Raw genomic sequence first — 21,634 nt, 5'->3', positions numbered from 1 at the left:
CAGCATGCGCAACCGTTTATTTGATTTATATTCATTTATTACAAATAATAAATTCCTTTCGATAGGTATTGGCTTTACTTTACTGTTTTTGCTGGGTTTCTTTGCAACCCGTATTTCTTTTCAGGAAAATATAAATCAATTAATACCTTCAAATGATGCGTCTGGTGTAACAACAAAAGTGCTGGAACAAGTCAATTTTGCAGATAAAATTACCATTCTTGTTTCCAAGAAAAAGGGTGGTACTACAGATGATTTAACGGAATATGCCAATGCTTTTATTGATAGTTTGAATACAGATTGCAAGCCGTTTGTAAAAAAGGTGCAAGGCAAAATTGAAGATGAAAATATACAAGAAACCTATGATTTTGTATATGCAAATTTGCCTCTTTTTCTGGATCAAAAAGATTATGCTGTTATTGAGAATAAATTAAAGCGAGATAGTATCGCAGCTGGCGTTGCGGCCAATTATAAGTCGCTAATTTCTCCCACTGGACTTATTTCTAAAGATTTTATCCTAAAAGATCCACTTGGAATTTCTTTTATTGCTTTAAAGAAATTACAGCAACTTAGTGTAGGAGATGACTTTGAATTGCAAAATGGATTTGTTTTAACCAAAGACAGGAAAAATTTACTGCTTTTTGTAACTCCTAAATTGGAAACCAATGAAACAGATAATAATACTTTGTTTATTGAGAATTTGGAAAAAATTAAAAACAACTTAAACGCTAAATTTAAGGGTAGGGTTGGAATGATTTATTTTGGTGCTACTCCGGTTGCTGTTGCCAATGCTACCCAAATGAAAGCTGATGTGAAGAATACATCGATATTTGCCGGTGTAACATTAATTTTGATTTTGGCTTTTTTCTACAGAAGTGTATCCACTCCGATAATTATTTTTATTCCCTCATTGTTTGGGGCATTGTTTGCCCTTGCCTGTTTGTATTTTTTTAAGGGAACTATTTCTGCAATTTCTTTGGGAATAAGTTCCATTTTATTGGGAGAAACTACAGATTATTCTATTTATGTTTTAACGCATTTGCGAAACAACAAAAATGTAAAACTGCTTTATAAAGACATTACTAAGCCATTGTTACTTTGCGGAATTACAACCTCTATCACGTTTTTGTGTTTGTTTTTTATAAAATCGGAAGCTTTGCAGGATTTAGGTATTTTTGCTGCATTGAGTGTGGTTTCCACTTCTGTTTTTTCATTGGTTTTAATTCCAATTTTGTATCGGACAAATACCAAAATATTTGTTCCAAAACCTAATTTCATTGATTCGCTTGGTGCCTATTCCTACCATAAAAATAAATTTTTGCTGGCATCGGTTTTTCTTCTATTAATTGTATCACTTTTTACTTATTCAAAAGTAACTTTTAACAATGATCTTTCGGCCTTGAATTTCATGAGTCCGGAGCTAAAATCGGCTGAAAAACAATTAGATCATATTGCCAATAATGATTCAAAATCTATTTATTTGGCAACTTACGGCAAAAGCTATGATGAAGTCGTAGCCAATAACAATAGCCTTTTTAAAGCTTTAGACAAAAATAAAAATTCAAAGGAAATATTGAATTTTAGTTCAATTGGCGGTATTGTTTTTGCGGCAGACGTTCAAAAACAAAAAATAGAGGAATGGAATACTTTTTGGAACGCTTCAAAAAAATCAAATCTTGCGAATGCCTTAATTCAGGAAGGAAATCAATTTGGTTTTAAAGCCAATACATTTTCGGGTTTTTATGAATTGATTAATAAAAATTTTGCTCCTATAAAAATAGAAGAATACCTTAAAGTAAAATCTTTTTTTCTTGATGAATTTGTAACTCAAAAGAATGGTTTCTACACCATTTCCACCTTGGTAAAAGTGCCTGGTGAAAAAAGAGATGCCTTTGTAAATGCAATAAAAAAGCAGCCCAATCTAGTGGTTATAGACAGACAGCAAACCAACGAAACTTTCTTGGGAACACTAAAAACCAACTTTGAAGATTTGGTAAATTATTCTTTTATTGCTGTATTTTTCATTCTTTTGTTTGCTTTTCGAAAAATAGAATTGGTTATTGTTACTATTATTCCAATCCTAATCAGTTGGATTTTTACAACCGGATTAATGGGAATTTTTGGATTGCAATTTAATGTTGTTAATATCATTGTATGTACATTAATTTTTGGAATAGGAGTAGATTATAGCATCTTTATGACCTCTGCTTTACAAAAGGAATATACTTTTGGAAAAATAGAATTGCCAAGTTACCGTACTTCGATATTGCTTTCGGTGGCTACGACAATTCTTGGGATTGGCGTGCTCATTTTCGCAAAACATCCGGCATTAAAATCTATTTCTTTAATTGCTATAATAGGAATATTTTCGGCTTTGTTGATTACGTTTATCATTCAGCCTTTAGTTTTTGCTTTCTTTGTAACCCATAGGGTCAAGAAAGGGCAAGCTCCTTTTGAAATAAAAAGATTGATTCATTCTACTCTTTCCTTTATTTATTTTGGATTAGGTGGTTTTTTGCTGTCTATTGTAAGTGTAGTTCTTATGACAGTTTTGCCTTTTTCGAAAAGTAAAAAACTGAATGTTTTTCATTTCGTATTATCAAAATTCATGTATTCGGTATTATTGACCTACCCTTCTTTAAAGCGAAAAATAAGTAATGTATCCAACGAAAAATTTGATAAACCAGCTGTCATTATTGCCAATCATAGTTCATTCCTCGATATTTTGGCTGTCGGGATGCTGAGTCCTAAGATTGTATTTTTGGTTAGTGATTGGGTATATAATTCTCCTGTTTTTGGAAAAGGGGTTCGTTTGGCTGGTTTTTACCCTGTGTCAAGCGGAGTTGGTAACGGAGTCGAACATTTGCGGGACAAAGTAGAGCAAGGTTTTTCAATTATGGTATTTCCTGAGGGCAGCCGCTCCGATACCAATTTGATAAACAGATTTCATAAGGGTGCTTTTTATTTGGCCGAACAATTGGAATTGGATATTGTACCAGTTATAATTCATGGTTATTCAGAGGTATTGCCAAAGGGTGATTTTATCATTAACGGTGGACAAACTACGGTTGAAATTTTAGACAGAATTACTCCAAATGATTTGACTTTTGGGAATGACTATGGTGAACGGACAAAGAAATTAAGTTCGTTTTTTAAAGCACATTATAAAAAAATGCGTCTGGATCTGGAAGGACCAAATTATTTCAAAAAAATGATTCTCAATAGTTTTGATTATAAAGAATCTGAAGTGATTAAGGTTGTGAAAAAGGATTTGGCCACAAATTTAGAATTATATCATGAATTGAATATATATATTGATTCTAAAGCCAAAATACTGCATATAGCCAATGATTTTGGACAATTGGATATCTTGCTTTCTTTGCAGGAACCACAAAGAAAAATCGATTCATTTATTTCGAATGAATGGAATAGAGCCGTTGCCAAAACCAATTATATCTTAAAGAAAAGGAACATTCATTACATTGAAAATGTAAAGGAATTGGTTCAAAAAAAATACAATGTTGTTTTGATTTCAAATAATGAATTGGAGATTAATTTTGATGAAATATGTAATTTGGTAACTACAATTATTTTATTGAATGTGAATACTCTAAAAGATAGTATTTTAGCTTTGGGTTTTGAAATAGAAGAGGAAATACTTAATTTAATCGTGTTAAAGAAAAAAATACAGTAATGAAAGAGCATTATGATGTAGTAATAATTGGAAGCGGATTGGGCGGATTGGTCTCTGCTATAATCCTGGCCAAAGAAGGCTACAAGGTTTGTGTGCTTGAAAAAAACAATCAGTTTGGAGGAAATCTGCAAACGTTTGTGCGTGATAAAACTATTTTTGATACAGGAATTCATTATATCGGCGGTTTAAGTGAAGGCCAGAATCTGTACCGATATTTTAAATATCTGGGTATTATGGACGATTTGAAACTAAAGCAATTAGATCTGGACGGATTTGATATCGTTTCTTTTGAAGATAAAAATCAAGAATTTCCACATGCTCAGGGTTATGATAATTTTATAAATCAATTAGTCAAGTCGTTTCCGGAAGAAAGGGAAACGATTCAAAAATATTGTGATGCGATAATTGCCACCTGTGATTCGTTTCCTCTTTATAATTTAAAAGCAGAAGGTCAATATGATAATTCGATTCTCTCTGTCAATGCCAAACAGTTTATAGACGAACTGACAACAAATGAGATGCTGAGAGCAGTGCTTGGCGGAACCAATTTTTTGTATGCCGGAATTGCCGATAAATCTCCTTTTTATGTTCATGCTCTTTCTGTTAATTCGTATATCCAAAGTGCCTGGCGTTGTATAAATGGAGGAAGCCAGATTACTAAGCAGTTGATAAAACAACTCAAAAAGCACGGTGGCGAAGTTTATAAATACAAAGAAGTTGTAGAGCTTGAAGTAGAAAAAAATGCAGTGAAATGCGCCAAAATGAAAGATGGTTCTGTCGTTTTTGGCCAATACTTTATATCCAATATAGATCCGAAGGCTACTTTAAAAATGGCAGGGGAAGATAATTTCAGAAAGGCTTTTGTAAATAGAATTTCCAGTCTGGAAGGAGGTGTTTCTGCATTTAGTCTGTACATTGTTTTTAAACCGGAATCATTCAAATATTTAAACCGAAACTATTACCATTTTAAGAATAGTGCTGAAGTTTGGACTGCCCATGAATATACCGATGAAACTTGGCCTAAAGCTTTTATGGCATCAATGAATGCTTCCAAAAAGAACGATGGCTGGGCAGAGGGAATGACTTTTATAACCTACATGAAATTTGAGGATTTAAAACCCTGGGAACAAACGTATAATACTACTGCCGAAAAAGAAGACAGGGGAGAAAGTTACGATGCTTTTAAAACTAGAAAAACAGAACGTTTTCTGGAAGAAATTGAACTCAAATTCCCGGGTATAAAGGATTGTATCAAGTCGGTTCATAGTTCGACACCACTTTCGTATAGAGATTATATTGGTGGTCACAACGGCAATATGTATGGTTACGAAAAGGATTCGAATAACCCAATGAAAACCTTTATAGCATCAAAAACAAAGCTGGATAACCTTTATCTAACAGGTCAAAGTATAAACATGCACGGTGTTCTGGGAGTAACAATTGGGGCAGTGGTCACCTGCTCTGAAATCGTTGGGAAAGAGTACTTAGTGAACAAAATTAATTCAAGCAATAGTTCAGGCGAGATTTAGCAAATGAAAAAGCAAATTCGATATATTATTTTAGTTGTTTCTGTTTTTTTAGTGACTTCTTGTGGTACATCCAATTCAATGCATCATCAACCTGACTTGACAGCATATGATAAATCGCTTCCAACTGTAAAAAAACAATCGAATACTGTTTTTTATTCTGGCAATAATTTTTTGCTAAAGAACAAACAGAATCTTTGGGAACTTTATGTAGAAGGCGATCCTTTGGAAAGAGGCCTGATGATCGGAAGTTTGTCGGATTCTCTATTAAAGAAACAGGAATATGTTTTTTTTGATAAGATAAATCAAATTGTTCCTTCAAATTTCAAAAAGCAAGTATTGAGAAACTTTTTAAAATGGTATAATCGAAAATTATATCTCAATGTTGCCAATGAATATCAATCTGAGATTTTTGGTATTTCCCGTTATGCACCAAAAGATTTAGACTATATAGCGCCAAATTTTTTAAGGGATTTGTATTTGCATGGTGCTCATGATATAGGGCATGCAGTACAGGATTTGGCTTTGGTAGGCTGCACTTCATTTGCAGTTTGGGGTGATAAATCCGAAGACGGTAGCTTAATTTTGGGTAGGAATTTTGATTTTTATGCGGGAGACGCTTTCGCGAAAGATAAAATAGTCACGTTTATAAAACCGAAAGAAGGACATCCTTTTATGATGGTTACCTGGCCTGGAATGATTGGAGTATGTTCTGGTATGAATATGGAAGGGTTGACCGTTACCATCAATGCCGGGAAATCTAAGATTCCATTAGTTGCAAAAACACCCATTTCTATTTTGACACGCGAAATTATTCAGTATGCATCAACAATAGACGAAGCAGTCGAAATTGCCAAAAGTAAAAAAGTTTTTGTTTCTGAATCTATAATGGTCGGAAGCGCCAAAGATAATAAGGCCGTTTTAATAGAAATTGCACCAGATAGACTGGAAGTGTTTGAGGTAAACGATGGCAATGAATTAATTTGTTCCAATCATTTTCAGAGTGAGGGGTTGAAGAATAATGAGCGAAATCTAAAACAAATTAAGGACAGCCATTCGCAATATCGTTTTGACAGAATGACCCAATTATTGGATAAAAGTCCAAAAATAACACCTCAGATTGCTGTTGATATTCTTAGAAACAAAGACGGGTTAAATGATTTACCTTTGGGATATGGTAATGAAAAAGCAATAAATCAGTTGTTATCCCATCACGGAATTGTTTTCAAACCGGCTCAATTGTTGGTTTGGGTTTCTGCAAATCCTTATCAGATGGGAGAATTTGTGTGTTACGATTTGAATACAGTTTTTAAATATAGAAAACAGAATGATTCAATAGTTTCATTGGAAGACGAAAAATTAAATATTGCCAAAGATCCTTTTCTGGAAACTACCCAATATAAAAATTATGAGTTGTTCCGAATCGAAGATCGTAAAATGGACATTTTTTTAGAAAACAAAAAAGAGTTACCTGAGAATTTTATTGCCAATTATCAATCGTTGAATCCGGATTATTGGGTGGTTTATAATAAAGTGGGTGTTTATTATTATCAAAAAGGAGAATATGCATTGGCGCAGGAACAATTCAATAAAGCCTTGACCAAAGAGATTACAACACTGCCTCAAAAAGAAGCAATAGAAAAATACCTAAAGAAAATTAAAAGAAAACTACAATGATTCCAAAGATAGAGACCGCTACTTCAGACGAAATTAAAACCTTTCAAGAGGAAAAGTTATCCGAACTTTTGAAGTATGTAAACACCCATTCTCCTTTTTACAAAAAATTGTATGCCAGCAAGAATATTGATATTAGCCGTATAAAAACACTGGAGGATTTGTCACTTTTACCTGTTACCTTAAAGGAAGATTTACAAAAATACAATGATGATTTTTTGTGTGTTCCTGCAAATGCAATTATTGATTATGCCACTACATCAGGAACTTTGGGTGATCCAGTAACCTTTGGATTAACAGACAAAGACTTGGATCGATTGGCCTATAATGAAGCCATTTCGTTTGATTGTGCCGGTATCAAAGAAGGTGATATTGTACAGTTAATGACTACTATAGATAGGCGTTTTATGGCAGGTTTGGCTTATTTTTTGGGTCTTAGAAAAATGAAAGTTGGAGTCATTCGGGTTGGCGCCGGAATTCCCGAACTGCAATGGGATTCAATCCTAAAATACAAACCTACCTATTTGATAACCGTCCCTTCTTTCCTTTTGAAGTTGATTGAATATGCCGAAAATCATAAAATCGATTTTAATAATTCGAGTATAAAAGGCGCTATTTGTATAGGAGAATCTTTGAGAAATCAAGATTTTAGTATGAATGTGTTGTCTAAAAAAATTACGGATAAATGGAATATTAAGTTGTTTTCTACCTATGCTTCTACCGAAATGAGTACAGCTTTTACCGAATGCCAACATGGAGTAGGAGGACATCATCATCCCGAATTGATTATAGTCGAAGTATTGGACGAACAAAATAATCGGGTAAAAAACGGAGAAGCCGGAGAACTGACTTTTACTACTTTAGGGATAGAAGCGATGCCATTGGTTCGTTTCAAAACTGGTGATATTGTACAATTGTATTCAGATCCTTGTTTGTGCGGGCGTAATACAATGCGTGTTGGTCCTGTTATTGGAAGAAAACAGCAAATGATAAAATACAAAGGAACAACCTTGTATCCGCCAGCAATGAATGATGTTTTGAATGATTTTGATGCTATAGAAAGCCACATTATCGAAATTTCAACAAACGAATTGGGTACAGATGAAATTATGATAAAAATAGCTGTAAAAGAACCTTCAGATGCTTTTTTACAAGAATTAAAAGACCATTTCAGAGCCAAGTTGCGGGTATCACCAAAAATTGAGTTTACGACCAATGAAGCTTTAAAATCGTTAATTTTTAACCCAATGAGCAGAAAACCAATTCACTTTTTCGACAAAAGAAAAAGTATAGTTTAAAGTAGGAATTACTGAGGCTCACCAACTAATAATACAGTCTGAAATCGAGCAGTTTGCAAAGCGCATAGTGTTTTTGAAATAACTCTTCCACAATCTCAACCACATCATTATTATCTTGATAGAGGCTGAAGAAAGCTTTGTCTATTGGATAACTGTTTAGGTCGCGAAATGCAGTTCCATAACCTGAAACTGCCCGCGCTCCTGTAACATCCAGAAAATATTGTGCTTCTTCTTCGCTTAAGTTTACAACTTTGGCATTGGCAAAATGTATAATCTTACCTTTCATTTTTCCTTCAAATAGTTCGGCTAATTCTTCAAAACTATAGTAATATTCATTAAGACAAATATTGTTTTCTTCACCCTGCATGACCATGTAAATGATTTCATAATCTTTAAAATTGTGATCATCATAGAGCAAGGCATTCAAGCTTTCTTCCAATCCTTCTATAGTATCGCAGGTTTTATAAATGCTGGCAATACCTTCTTCTGCGGCTAATTGTTCCAGATTTTTAACAACTTCGGTAATGGTGCTCGTTTCTACATCGACAACGGCTTCGAGACAGAAAATAAATTGATCGTAATCCATGAAATACTGTGCTAGAATGCAAATATAGAAATGTTTTTGTGGAGTCAATAGCTTCAAGATTTTATTTTAATGATGCATAGAGTAGTTGTAAATTTTATTGTAAGAGAAATTGAGGTTCAATTTAATTTATTTTATTATTTAACATAAGTATCTTAAAAACAAGTATTTATACGTTAATTGAATTTTTATAAAAATAATAATTTTGATTATTAGTTTTCATTATTTGTGAAATAAGCCCCAAAAAATGATTTGTATTTTTTTAGTAATTGATTTTCTTGCCTCTTTTATAGCATTTTAGTAATATCTCTTTTTGTAATATTTAGCAATAGAAAAATAATTAATGGAGTAAGCCGAAAATCCAATCAAAGAGTTGGCACATAAAATTAATTAAGAAAATGAAAATAGAAAATTCAGAGAAAAGTCCAGATTTAATTGTGAAACCAGAGCGTTCACATTTTAGTCACATGCTTGCAAAAAATCCTAATTATTTTGGCAATATTGTGGGAAGCAAGCTAAAACCAATTATGCAACTCGTATCCGATACGGGTTATGAACAACTTACCTGTGTTGGTTATAATCCTGACACAACAAACATGGAAGCTACCTTTTCTATCAAAAGACCATCGGGGTATTCTGGTAATTTATGTCATTTTGGTTCATTTGAACACGTAAGGTTTTATTTGGATTTTCACGATGGAGCCGGTTTTATAGATCAAGGGTCTGTGGCTGTCAACGTGCATGACATACCGAACCACAAAGATTGCAACGGAAAATATATTTTCCCAATTCAATATGTGGCTACATTAAAGAAAAAAACCAATAGATTTTCGGGTTGCAGTTCTCCTTTATTGCCCACTTTGCGGGCCATTCTATCTTGGAGCGTTGATCCACCAGCAGCTTCACCAAATTGGTTGCCTGTATGGGGAAGTAGGATGGATAGTGATGTTCAGTTTAAACCATCTTGGAAATTTAATCCAAAAGATTTTGAGATTGACTGGTCTCACTATTTTGAAATTGCAAAAGCATCTCCTAATCTAACCACAAAACAGTTGAAAGATATTACAGGGTTTGATATTGATCAGCTTGCGACAATTGCACCAACACTTTCATTAAGCGATTTGGTTGCCAAATACGATAAATTAAAAGTTCCTGCATCCCGAACTGTTTACAAAAAGGTGTACAACATGATTAAATATCCAACATCCGAATTGACGATTATGGATAAATCAATGTTAGAAAAATTGAACATTAATATTAATTCAATTATAGATCAAATCATTGCCCTCCCAATAGACACATCCAAAGCCAATGTTGACTTTGAAGAATTGGAATGTGTTGGATTGGATTATGCTACGGAAAGTTTGGTGGCTACCTTGAAAATTAAAAAGAAAACTGGTTTCATAGGTGATCTTTGCGACCCTGGAAGCAAGGAATATATTTCTTTTTGGGTAGATTGGGACGATAGTTGCGCCTGGCAATATGTAAATACAGTTGAGTTGAAAGTTCATGATATTGATATGAAAGGAGATCACTTGTCTTATTCTGTTTCTTTGCCATTGGATGCAACTTTTCATAGAAAATTATGCAGTAATCCAAACGTAATAAAAGTGCGTGGTGTATTGTCATGGAATTTGGCACCATCAACAACGAATCCAAATAAATTGGAATATTATGGCAACAGAATCGATAGCCATGTGCAAATTAAACCGGGTATCGAATTAAATCCCGGCGATGTGATTCCGTTGTTTAATATCATCGGAGGAATCGATGTTGCTCACGTAAACGATGCAACGGGTCTAACATCTACAGGTGCATTTTTTGCATTCAATGGTGTTCCTGTACCAACCGGAGCGCCGTTTGGAGGTATCGTAGTATTAAACGGCCCTTCATTCCCGGGGTATCGTTACAAAATAAAAATCACAAATCTGGTAGACGGAACATTTACTTATGCCAGTGATTCATTTACTGTAGTAGGTTCGCTTCCTTTTTCACCTTGGGTGCAATACACCACGCAAACCCCTGACTCAGGAGGTTATTATCCATTTTTGGATGTTTCAAAAAATACTTTAAATGTTTTGGCACGATTTACGCCGGGTACAGAAGATAAATTTTTGATTGAGATGGAAGTAGATACCATACCAGGGGTATTTTCTAAAACCATACAAATGGATAATACCGCTCCGGTAATTCAATTGCAAATAGATGATCAAGGAGATTGTACGCATTACGCCAAAGGAGACACCATAAATGGAACTTTCTATGTGTATGACAAAAACCTTTATTACTGGAGTTTTGGTAGTACATGGGGAACAGGTACAGCTGATCCATCGGGTACCACTAATACGCCTGCATTGCCCGGCACCAGTTTTAGTATCGTTACACTGGCAAATGCTTATCCTTGCGGAAGCATATCCTTATATGCAGTTGATAAAACCATTGTAGATAGTCAGGGTGTTGGACATTATACGCCAGCCTCTTACAATATTTGTTTAAAAGAAAAAAAATAGCATAACAATATAAAAGTTGCCGGGATTCCTTTCGGCAGCTTTTTTTTATTCTTAAAAAACATGAATGATTTGGAAAAATATTTTATTGTTGTAATTATTGTTTGGCGACTAACCCATTTGATCAGCTCAGAGGACGGTCCTTTTGATTTCATCATCAAAATCAGAAAGTTTGCAGGCAATTCTTTTTTCGGAACATTGATGGATTGTTTTTATTGTCTTAGTATTTGGATTGGGCTACTGTGTGCCTGTTTTGTTTCGCGATGCTGGCAGGAAATAGTAGTTTTAACGCTATATTATTCAGGTGCTTCTATTTTACTGGAAAAATTAACCAACAAAAATTTTAATTAATATGTGCAATTGTAATCAGCAACGCTCTACGTATTCAGCAGCCAATAGTCAAATTCCAAAAGGAATGGTTAAGGTGAAATTGGTTAAAAACAAACCTATTGTATTAAACGGAGACTTCACTGGAAGAACTTATATATTTAGAGAAATAAATGACATCAATTGGGTAGATAAACGTGATGCTATTAGTTTGACGAATGCACAAGGTTTGCAATTAATTTAGGAACAATAAAAGTTTTCTTAACACAAGTGGAGAAATAAAAAAGGAAGAAAGGCCTTTCTGTAATAACTAAAGCTTTGATGATAAATTAATTGAAAGCACGAATAATGTGTAAAAACAAGGATAACCTCGTTACGGCCATTATCTCCCTCTGAAAATGCATCTGGAACTTGTCGAGTATAAGAGAGTTTTTTCTTTAAACTCACGTAAATTTTATTATAATCAGTGTTCGCTGAATCTTCGATTTGCCTCGGCGCAAAACAAATAAAATATTAGTAATCAATATATTATTTTTAAAAATCATCGAACGGATCTTCTTATTGTGACCCCAGATTTTTTCTTTTAGCTCCTTTAAATTTTTTATAAGTGGTGTTCGTTGAATCTTCGATTTGTCTTGATGCAAAAGAAACAAAAGATTATGCCTAGAATATTATTACTTTGAAGTTAGGAACAATATAGTACCATTCAATCATTTGAAGTAACACCAGAGAATCTTAAATTGGAGATGTATTTTTTTTCAAGCCGTATTAGTGGACAAGAAAAAATAATACTGCACATCAATGTAAAAATATATTTTGTAATTAATTTAATTATGTGTAGTTACAATTTTGAAGACATAAAATAAAAGTTTAATTTTACTTTTTAATTATTACTACTTCCTTCCTTATCATAATTAAAAAATCCTTCCTAATTATTTTTGATAATAGTAATTTAAAATACTTTATTTCGAAAACAAATCTATTTACCAAAATTTTATTGTGTTATGAATCCTATTATCAAATATACATTGCTATTATTTTTAGCTTCACTCAGTTTAGTATCTTGTAAACAAGAAAGTGGTAATAAAATAAAAGTTGGTTTTTCGCAAGCTATGACTACAGATGATTGGCGTAAACAAATGAATAGTTCCATAAAAGTTGAGGCCTCTTTACGACCTGAAGTTAATCTTACCATAAGGGATGCCAATAATAATGTAGATAAACAAATTGAAGACATTGAAAGGTTTATTTCAAATAAAGTAGATGTCATTATTGTATCTCCAATTGAATCTAAACCACTTACTGCAGTTGTAGAAAAATCAATAAAAGCCGGTATTCCAGTATTGGTAGTTGATAGAAAAATTGACAGTGAAAAATATACAGCTTATCTTGGAGCTGATAATATTGAAGTAGGTCGAATTGCGGCAAAGTATATTATATCCAAAAGTCGGGGATCTGGAAAGATAATTGAAATTATGGGAGCAAGTGGCTCTTCACCTGCATACGAACGCAGTATTGGTTTTAATCAAATTATTCAAGATAATCCTCGATTTAAAATCATAAATACAATACAGGGTGACTGGGAAAAAGAATCAGTTAAAGAACCTTTGAGAAAAATCTTATTACAAAATCATGATGTCGAATATATTTTTGCTCATAATGACAGGATGGCTTTGAGTGCATGGGAAACAGCAAAAACATTGGGGCTTGAAAAAAAAATAAAATTTATTGGAGTAGACGGATTAAATTCTATAAATGGGGGGATTGAACTAGTTAAAAACGGCATTTTGGATGGGACAATATTGTACCCGACAGGTGGGAATGAGGCTTTAAAACTTGCATTAAAAATATACAATAATGAACCAATTGCTAAAAACAATATATTAAAAACGATTGTGATTGATCAGGTAAATGCTGAAATTATTGAAAATCAAATGGATAAAGTGGATCAGCAGCAAAAAGTTATCGAATCGCAACAAGGAGCAATTAAAGTACAAGAAAAAGAATATGCTTCTCAGAATAATTTAGTGCGATTGTTAAGTTTTTTCCTGATTATCATTTTAAGCCTTGCTATATATAGTATATATTCAACAATTTCTATTTCGAGGAATAAAAAAAAATTGGAACTTATTAACCAAACTGTAATTGATCAAAACAATGAAATTCAGAAGATATCTGAAATTGCTAAAAAAAGTAACGAAGCAAAATTAAATTTCTTTACAGGATTATCGCATGAATTTAAAACACCTATTACTTTGATAATGAGTTATGTGGAGTCTTTGATTGAAAACGACAAAATTAAAGGTACAGCACTTATAGAAGAAGTAAAGTTAATTCATAAAAACTCCAATCGATTATTGAGATTGATTAATCAGTTGCTGGATTTTAGAAAAATAGAAGAGCAAAAGTTTACTTTAAGAGCATCAAATACCAAAATTTACAATTTCAGCATTGACGTAATGGCGAATTTTAAGGGTGAAGCGGCCCGGAGAAATATTGATTTTCAATTGACTTGCAAAAACAAAAACCTTGAGTTGTTTATTGATAGAGGTTTGATGGATAAGGTTTATTTTAATCTACTTTCAAATGCCTTTAAATTTACTCCGGACAACGGAAAAATAATTATTGCAATTATTGAAAACTCGGATAATACGGTAAAGATTTGTTTTAAGGATTCCGGAATAGGAATTCCTGAAAATGAATTGGATATGGTATTTAATCCTTTTTTTCGCGCGTCAAATAACAATAAAAACAGTTCAGGAATTGGATTGTATTTATCAGAAGAGTTCGTGGAGTTGCATCACGGTAAGATTGAATTGAAATCAAAGCAAGGATGTGAATTTATAGTTACATTACTTAAAGGAAATAAGCATTTAAAGGCTTCGGAAATTGTTGATAAAATTGACAATCAAAATAATACATCTAATTTTTTAATTGACAATATAAATTCAGAGGCTGATATAGAAATTGCCAAAGCACATTCGGAATCAGAAAAGCACACATTGTTGATTATTGAAGATAATGTCGAATTAGTTGCATTTTTAAAAGTAAAGCTCTCAAATGAATATTCTGTTTACTTGTCGGATGGAAGTGATGCAGTCGAGAAAGCAATGGAAATTATACCTGATATTATTATTTGTGATATCAATTTGGTAGATAAAAATGGTTATGAAATTAGTAAGGAATTAAAGAAAGATTTAAGGACATCACACATTCCAATTATTATTTTAACGGCACAAAGCAATAAGGAGTCCGTTTTGAAAGGATTAGAAAGTGGGGTAGATCAATATCTTACCAAGCCATTCAGTCTTTCTGTTTTAAGACAATCTATTTCGAGTTTACTTTTTAATAGAGAAAAACTAAGATATTATTATACCAACAATATATATAGAGTAGAACCGGAATCAAAATTTGGAAATCAAGAACAATCATTTATCACTAAGATGAATGATATCATTAATTTAAATGTCGAAAATCCAAAATTTTCAGTTGAAGACCTAGCAGAAAAGCTTAATGTTTCCAGAGTACAATTGTATCGTAAAGTAAAAGCTATAATTGGCATTAATATAAGTGATCATATTAATAATGTAAAACTGGAGAAAGCAGCAGAGCTCTTAAAGTCAAATACAATGAATATTTCTGAAATTGCATACTCTCTTGGATTCTCTTCTCCAAACTACTTTTCTACTGCTTTTAAGAATAAATTTGGAATATCACCTAAAGAATACAAATCTTCAAATTAATTAGTTACAAAATTGATATCATTTTAGGTATCAATTTTGAACGTTATGTAACAGAATCGAAACTACAAGGTTTTCGTAAATAATTAAAAATTAACGTAAACACTTGAAAATAAAGGTCTTAATCTTAAAATGCGAAACCAATAATAATTGAGGAATTAAATTGTAACATCGTTAAAAATAAGTTGTTTTTTTTGCGGATATCTTAGCAACAAGTTTTTAATACATGTACAATGAATAAGATATTACTTTGGTCTGTTACTGCTGCACTGGCAGGTTTTCTATTCGGTTTTGATACCGTAGTTATTTCTGGAGCTGATAAACAATTGCAGCTTCTTTGGCATTCATCTGATGCTTTTCATGGATCTGTTGTTATGGCAATGGCGCTTTGGGGAACTGTGATTGGTGCCATTTTTGGAGGGATTCCAACAAATAAAATTGGTAGAAAAAAGACATTATTCTGGATAGGGGTTTTGTTTCTTGTTTCTGCTATAGGGGCGGCATTTGCAAACAATCCTTATGTTTTTGCTGCTTTTAGATTTTTAGGAGGCATTGGGGTTGGGGCATCAACGATAGCTGCACCTGCTTATGTTTCTGAAATAGCACCTGCTGACAAGCGTGGGCGTTTGGTTGCTTTGTATCAGTTTAATATCGTTTTGGGAATTCTGGTTGCATTTGTTTCTAATTTTTTCTTGAAAGATATTGGTGAGAATTCCTGGCGATGGATGATTGGAGTTCAGGCTTTCCCATCATTTATTTACCTTCTTTTTATATTGGTTATTCCAGAAAGTCCAAGATGGCTTCTGTCTAAGAACCGTATTGATGAAGCACGTTTGATACTTTTCAAAATTGATCCTGCTGCAGATATTAAGAGTTTAATAGATGACAGCAATGAGAATCGTGCTAAAAAACATGAAAATATTTTCATGAAGAAGTATCGTTTTCCATTAATTTTAGCTTTTTTGATTGCGTTTTTCAATCAGTTTTCAGGAATAAATGCCTTTTTGTATTATGCTCCAAGAATTTTTGAAGAAGCAGGTTTAGGACAAAATACCGCTTTATTAAGCAGCATCGGGATCGGAATCACAAATCTTATATTTACTTTAATCGGAGTTGCATTAATTGACAAATTAGGAAGAAAGTTGTTAATGTACTTTGGTTCTGTTGGGTATATCATTTCGTTGGGTTTAGTATCCGCCTCTTTTTATTACAACTGGGGAGGTTTATCGGTACCTGTTTTTCTTTTCTTATTTATTGCTTCACATGCCATTGGTCAAGGGGCAGTTATATGGGTTTTCATCTCAGAAATTTTTCCAAATCATATTCGAGCTTCAGGACAAGCTTTCGGAAGTTCCGTGCATTGGGTTTTGGCAGCAATAATTCCATCATTGATTCCAATGTTGTTCTCTGAAATAGGGACGGCTACCGTATTCTTAATTTTTGCATTAATGATGGTATTGCAATTACTGTTTGTGATTTTTATTATGCCTGAAACCAAAGGAATTTCTTTAGAAGTATTAAGTGAAAATCTAACTAGAAAAAAAATCAAAAAAAATGAAATCAAAGAAACATCTGCCGCTGGCATTGTATAGTGCTGCATTATTATCGATAGGAGGTTGTAAACCAGCTTTTGCACAAACTGCTGCCGTCTCCGCTTCAATTGCTACAGAAGAACAAATGTATCGTCCTAATTTTCACTACAGCCCTAAAAAAGGGTGGATGAATGATCCTAACGGAATGTTCTTTGCCGATGGAAACTATCATTTGTTTTATCAATACTATCCAGATGGAAACACTTGGGGACCGATGCATTGGGGACATGCAATCAGTAAAGATTTAATTAAATGGGAAGAGCAGCCAATAGCAATTTATCCGGATAAAGACAAATATATTTTTTCTGGAAGTGCGGTTGTTGATGTCAATAATACTTCGGGTTTGGGTATCGGTAAAACAGCTCCAATTGTGGCAATTTATACTTTGCACAATATGACAAAGGAAAAGGAAAATAAAATCGATGTCGAACAGCAGGATATGGCTTATTCGAATAACAATGGTTTTACATGGCAGAAATTTGAGGAAGGAAATCCTGTCGTGAAAAATCCTGGAATTCGTGATTTTCGTGATCCAAAAGTGACTTGGGATGATACCCATAAGCAATGGATAATGATTTTGGCGGCACAAGACCGAGCTCAGTTTTACAAATCTAAGAACCTTAAAAACTGGGAATATGCATCCGATTTTGGTAAGGATATTGGTGCACATGGTGGAGTTTGGGAATGTCCAGACTTCTTTCAGATGAAGGTCAAAGGAACTAATGAAACCAAATGGGTTTTAATTCAAAGTTTGAATCCGGGAGGAGCAAATGGAGGTTCGGGGACACAATATTTTATTGGTGATTTTGATGGAACGACTTTTACTTTAGATGCCAATTTTGCACAAAGAGTTGCCAATGAAAAAGCGGTGTGGTTGGACTATGGCAAAGATAACTATGCAGGAGTTACCTGGAACAATATTCCAAGTTCTGACGGAAGAAAATTATTTATCGGTTGGATGTCAAATTGGGATTATGCGCAACAAGTTCCAACAACTGGCTGGAGAAGCAGTATGACAATCCCGCGTGAAATTCAATTGATCAAAAAGGATAATGACTATAGTTTGATCAGTAATCCTGTTTCAGAATTGGAGAAGTATTATTCTAAATCTGAAAAAAGGAAAAAGCCCACTGCTAAACAAAATATTGAAATTGTTCCATCTGGAAAAATTGATCTGACCAAAGCCGTAATCTCTTTTAGATTGGAAAACTTGAAAAATGCTGTTTACAATTTTACATTATCAAATGAAAAAGGCGAATCGTTAACTTTTGGAATTAATAATTCGGAAAACTTCTTATTTCTTGATCGTTCAAAATCTGGAAAAATAGAATTCTCTGAAAAATTTGCTTCAACCATTTCAAAAGCACTTTTGAATAAAAATCAAAAAGCAGTTGACCTTAAAATTGTACTTGATAAAACTTCAATTGAAATATTTTATAACAATGGCGAAAAAGTAATGACAGAATTGTTTTTTACAACCCAACCATTTACCCGTTTTTCAGCCTCTTCAAATGAAGACATTGAAATCAATAATTTAATCACTAACCAAATAAATATTAACTAAAACCACAAACTTATGAAAAGTAAAATTTTTTATTTACTGTTTTTATTTTTTCCGCTGCTCGCTGCGACAGCTCAGGAAATAGCAGTAAACGGTACCGTAATTTCATCTAATGACGGAATGCCGATTCCGGGGGCTAACATACTTATTTCAGGAAGTAATATAAATGTTATGACTGACTTTGATGGAAAATTTTCTGCCAAGAATGTTTCTCCTGATGCTACTTTCACAATCTCTTTTATGGGTTATACCTCTCAAACGATTGCGGTCAATGGACAAAAGGTATTAAAAATTTCATTAAAACCAGAAAATAAGCAATTGAATGAAGTTGTTGTAGTAGGTTATACTAAACAAAAGAAAAAAGATATTACAGGAGCAGTAGCTGTTGTTGATATGAAAGAATTAATGAAACAACCGACACCAAACCCAATCATAGCTTTACAAGGAAGAATAGCTGGGGTAAAAGTTTCAGCTGATGGTTCTCCGAGCGGGGGAAACACAAAAGTTGTGATACGTGGAGTTGGAACTTTAAATAATACAGATCCACTTTATGTAATTGACGGTGTACCTACCAAATCAGGGATGCATGAATTAAATCCTAACGATATTGAATCGATGCAGGTCTTAAAAGATGCGTCTTCGGCCAGTATTTATGGCTCCCGCGCTTCGAATGGTGTAATTATTATTACTACCAAAAAAGGAAAAGAAGGTAAAACTAGAATTAATTTTAATCAGTACACTTCTTTTTCAAATTATTCGCGAAAACTGGAAGTTTTAAATAGTAATCAATTTGGTCAAGCACTCTGGCAGGCTAATATCAATGATGGATTAAATCCCAATAACAATAATTTAAGTTATCAATTTGATTGGTCTGTTGTAAATAACAAGCCGCAATTGAATAAAGTTTTGGTTCCTGAGTATTTAGATTCTGGACAAACATTAAAATCTGCGAATACCGACTGGTATGAAGAAATTGCACAAACCGGAATTGCAAAATCCTATGATTTGGAAGTTTCCAATGGTACTGAAAGAGGGAATTATTTATTTTCTCTTGGCTATTATGACAATGAAGGTGTTGTAAAAACAACGGAATTCCAAAGAATTACAGCCAGGATGAATGGCTCGTATAAATATTTTGACGGAAAACTAGTTATAGGGGAAAACTTCAGTTTTAACAGAACCAATGAAATAACGGATCCTGGAGTTCTTGATCCTGCACTTCGTGCTTTGCCTTTAATTCCGGTTCATACTGTGGACGGAAAAGGGTGGGGAGGACCAGTTGGAGGTATGAACGACAGACAAAATCCTGTAAGACTATTAGACTATAATAAAGATAATAAATACAATTATTTGAGACTTTTTGGGAATGCTTTTGCCGATTTGGAAATCATTAAAAATCTGCATATCAGAACCAGTTTTGGTATTGATTACGGGTCTTATAACAAGCGCACTTTACAAAGAAGTTATAAATCAGGATATCTACAAAACGACCAAAACTCAGTTACCATTGATCAATCGATAAGTGATAAGTGGACATGGACAAATACATTAAATTACAGTTTGAAATCAGGAAAGAGTAATTTGAGTTTGCTGGCAGGAACTGAAATGTATCAAGATGTTTTTGATACCAATACTTTACGTAAAAATGATTTTTTAATTGAAACACCCGATTATATGTATCCTGATGCAGGAACCGGTGAATCGTTTACGAGCGGTACTTCAACTGCTTATTCTTTGCTTTCTTATTTTGGAAAGGCAGATTATGAGTATGATGGTCGTTATTTAGTTTCGGCTACAATACGTTATGATGGTTCTTCTCGTTTTGGAAAAAACAACCAATTTGGTACTTTTCCTGCAGTTTCTGCCGGATGGAGAATTAGTAAGGAAAACTTTATAGTAAATAGTGTTCCTGTAATTTCTGATTTAAAACTGCGTGCAGGCTGGGGTCAAACCGGAAATCAGGAAATCAGTAATACAGCAGTGTATTCATTGTATGTTGCCAATTATGCAGGCGGTAGCCCGACCTGGGCAACTTCATTCGGAACGGCTTATGATATAGCTGGAAACGGAAACGGATTATTGCCATCGGGATTTATCGCGACGCAATCGGGGAATGATGATTTAAAATGGGAGACTACAACCCAAACGAATATAGGTTTAGATTTTGGATTTTTTAATCAAAAATTAAATGGTTCGGTAGATTTTTATGTAAAAGAGACTAATGATATTTTGGTATTGCCTCCTTATTTGGGAGTAATTGGTGAAGGAGGAAATCGCTGGGTAAATGGAGCTTCTATGGAAAATAAAGGTTGGGAATTTACTTTAGGCTATCAAGATGAAACTTCATTTGGGCTTAAATACGGTGTATCGGTTAATTTATCGTCCAATAAAAATAAAATTACGGAATTGCCTGCTGAAGTTAAAAATAATTACGGAGGAGATGGTTTAAATGACAATATTTTGGGTCGTCCAATAAATTCAATGTACGGATATGTTGCTGATGGACTATTTAAAAACCAAGACGAAGTTGATAATTCGGCCAATCAGGAAGGGAAAGGCCTTGGACGCATTCGTTATCAGGATTTGAATGGTGATGGAACTATTACTGATAAAGATCGTACTTGGATAGGGAACCCGAATGCAGGATATCTTTATGGATTTAATTTAGATTTGAAGTATAAAGATTTTGACTTCACTATGTTTTGGGAGGGTGTGAATGACGTTGATGTAATCAATACAACAAAGTATCAGACTGATTTTTGGAGTGTTGACGACGTAGGGTCTAACAAAGGAACTCGTTTACTTAATGCGTGGTCATTGGATAATCCGAATTCTACAATTCCAGCTTTGACAACAGTTGATAAAAATGCAGAGTCCAGATTTTCTACTTACTATGTTGAAAATGGAAATTATTTAAAACTTCGCGTACTGCAATTGGGATACACTATGCCGATAGATTTTTTGAAAAAAACGGGTATAGATAATTTCCGTATTTATTTAAGCGGGCAAAATTTAATAATACTAGATGCTAAAAAATTCACTGGTGTTGATCCTGAAAGTCCTGCATTTGGATATCCAATTCCAATGACATTCACACTTGGACTCAATTTGGCACTATAACTAATCATTAAATAA

The 21,634-nt window shown here is 33.5% G+C and carries 12 protein-coding genes; 11 read left to right on the top strand and 1 reads right to left on the bottom strand.

The window, feature by feature from the left end; genetic code table 11:
* The first annotated feature begins 4 nt into the window (after positions 1 to 4).
* From OLM57_RS16345 to OLM57_RS16330, 4 genes are read left to right on the top strand one after another with little or no spacing between them, the layout of a single operon-like run.
* Entirely contained in the window at positions 5 to 3,691 is a 3,687-nt protein-coding gene (locus tag OLM57_RS16345; RefSeq protein WP_264564761.1) for a 1-acyl-sn-glycerol-3-phosphate acyltransferase, read from the top strand.
* Entirely contained in the window at positions 3,691 to 5,220 is a 1,530-nt protein-coding gene (locus OLM57_RS16340) for a phytoene desaturase family protein (protein WP_264564760.1), read from the top strand. Before OLM57_RS16345 ends, OLM57_RS16340 begins: the two co-directional genes overlap by 1 nt.
* Before the next feature lie 3 nt (positions 5,221 to 5,223).
* A complete protein-coding gene (locus OLM57_RS16335; RefSeq protein ID WP_264564759.1) occupies positions 5,224 to 6,894 on the top strand; it encodes a C45 family autoproteolytic acyltransferase/hydolase in 1,671 nt (556 codons plus the stop codon).
* Positions 6,891 to 8,189, top strand: coding sequence for an AMP-binding protein (locus OLM57_RS16330; RefSeq protein WP_264564758.1), 1,299 nt, complete (start codon positions 6,891 to 6,893; stop codon positions 8,187 to 8,189). The genes OLM57_RS16335 and OLM57_RS16330 overlap by 4 nt, the downstream gene beginning before the upstream one ends.
* Positions 8,190 to 8,214: 25 nt before the next feature.
* On the opposite strand, the gene OLM57_RS16325 is transcribed toward OLM57_RS16330, so the two are convergent.
* On the bottom strand, positions 8,215 to 8,775 hold the full coding sequence (locus tag OLM57_RS16325; RefSeq protein ID WP_264566919.1) for a DUF6642 family protein: 561 nt from the start codon (positions 8,773 to 8,775) through the stop codon (positions 8,215 to 8,217).
* Between the two features lie 395 nt (positions 8,776 to 9,170).
* Here OLM57_RS16325 and OLM57_RS16320 point away from each other — a divergent pair, with 395 nt between their 5' ends.
* The 7 genes from OLM57_RS16320 to OLM57_RS16290 all read left to right on the top strand — a co-directional run bounded on the left by OLM57_RS16320 (position 9,171) and on the right by OLM57_RS16290 (position 21,619).
* The gene (locus OLM57_RS16320) at positions 9,171 to 11,282 is read left to right on the top strand and encodes a hypothetical protein (RefSeq protein ID WP_264564757.1); all 2,112 of its coding nucleotides are present in this window, start codon (positions 9,171 to 9,173) and stop codon (positions 11,280 to 11,282) included.
* Positions 11,283 to 11,342: 60 nt separating this feature from the next.
* Positions 11,343 to 11,630 carry a DUF1360 domain-containing protein gene (locus tag OLM57_RS16315; RefSeq protein WP_264564756.1) on the top strand — a complete coding sequence of 96 codons (288 nt, stop codon included), beginning with the start codon at positions 11,343 to 11,345 and terminating at the stop codon, positions 11,628 to 11,630.
* 1 nt (position 11,631) lies between these two features.
* Positions 11,632 to 11,850: a hypothetical protein gene (locus OLM57_RS16310; RefSeq protein WP_264564755.1), complete on the top strand. Its 219-nt coding sequence runs from the start codon at positions 11,632 to 11,634 to the stop codon at positions 11,848 to 11,850.
* Between the two features lie 760 nt (positions 11,851 to 12,610).
* Positions 12,611 to 15,349 carry a substrate-binding domain-containing protein gene (locus OLM57_RS16305; RefSeq protein WP_264564754.1) on the top strand — a complete coding sequence of 913 codons (2,739 nt, stop codon included), beginning with the start codon at positions 12,611 to 12,613 and terminating at the stop codon, positions 15,347 to 15,349.
* A gap of 230 nt (positions 15,350 to 15,579) precedes the next feature.
* Entirely contained in the window at positions 15,580 to 16,938 is a 1,359-nt protein-coding gene (locus OLM57_RS16300) for a sugar porter family MFS transporter (protein WP_264564753.1), read from the top strand.
* Entirely contained in the window at positions 16,901 to 18,502 is a 1,602-nt protein-coding gene (locus tag OLM57_RS16295; RefSeq protein WP_264564752.1) for a glycoside hydrolase family 32 protein, read from the top strand. Before OLM57_RS16300 ends, OLM57_RS16295 begins: the two co-directional genes overlap by 38 nt.
* 12 nt (positions 18,503 to 18,514) lie before the next feature.
* Positions 18,515 to 21,619, top strand: a complete 3,105-nt coding sequence (locus OLM57_RS16290) for a SusC/RagA family TonB-linked outer membrane protein (RefSeq protein WP_264564751.1) — start codon at positions 18,515 to 18,517, stop codon at positions 21,617 to 21,619.
* Positions 21,620 to 21,634: the final 15 nt, after the last annotated feature.

This window comes from Flavobacterium sp. N3904 (assembly GCF_025947305.1).
GTDB lineage: Bacteria > Bacteroidota > Bacteroidia > Flavobacteriales > Flavobacteriaceae > Flavobacterium.
Note: the sequence above shows the minus strand (reverse complement) of the source record. Positions and strands in the feature narration are given on the sequence as shown.

Bases quoted from the DNA above. Each gene is read 5' to 3' on its own strand.
- OLM57_RS16345 (WP_264564761.1), top strand. From the start codon at position 5: ATGCGCAACCGTTTATTTGATTTATATTCATTTATTACAAATAATAAA.
- OLM57_RS16340 (WP_264564760.1), top strand. From the start codon at position 3,691: ATGAAAGAGCATTATGATGTAGTAATAATTGGAAGCGGATTGGGCGGA.
- OLM57_RS16335 (WP_264564759.1), top strand. From the start codon at position 5,224: ATGAAAAAGCAAATTCGATATATTATTTTAGTTGTTTCTGTTTTTTTA.
- OLM57_RS16330 (WP_264564758.1), top strand. From the start codon at position 6,891: ATGATTCCAAAGATAGAGACCGCTACTTCAGACGAAATTAAAACCTTT.
- OLM57_RS16325 (WP_264566919.1), bottom strand. From the start codon at position 8,775: ATGGATTACGATCAATTTATTTTCTGTCTCGAAGCCGTTGTCGATGTA.
- OLM57_RS16320 (WP_264564757.1), top strand. From the start codon at position 9,171: ATGAAAATAGAAAATTCAGAGAAAAGTCCAGATTTAATTGTGAAACCA.
- OLM57_RS16315 (WP_264564756.1), top strand. From the start codon at position 11,343: ATGAATGATTTGGAAAAATATTTTATTGTTGTAATTATTGTTTGGCGA.
- OLM57_RS16310 (WP_264564755.1), top strand. From the start codon at position 11,632: ATGTGCAATTGTAATCAGCAACGCTCTACGTATTCAGCAGCCAATAGT.
- OLM57_RS16305 (WP_264564754.1), top strand. From the start codon at position 12,611: ATGAATCCTATTATCAAATATACATTGCTATTATTTTTAGCTTCACTC.
- OLM57_RS16300 (WP_264564753.1), top strand. From the start codon at position 15,580: ATGAATAAGATATTACTTTGGTCTGTTACTGCTGCACTGGCAGGTTTT.
- OLM57_RS16295 (WP_264564752.1), top strand. From the start codon at position 16,901: ATGAAATCAAAGAAACATCTGCCGCTGGCATTGTATAGTGCTGCATTA.
- OLM57_RS16290 (WP_264564751.1), top strand. From the start codon at position 18,515: ATGAAAAGTAAAATTTTTTATTTACTGTTTTTATTTTTTCCGCTGCTC.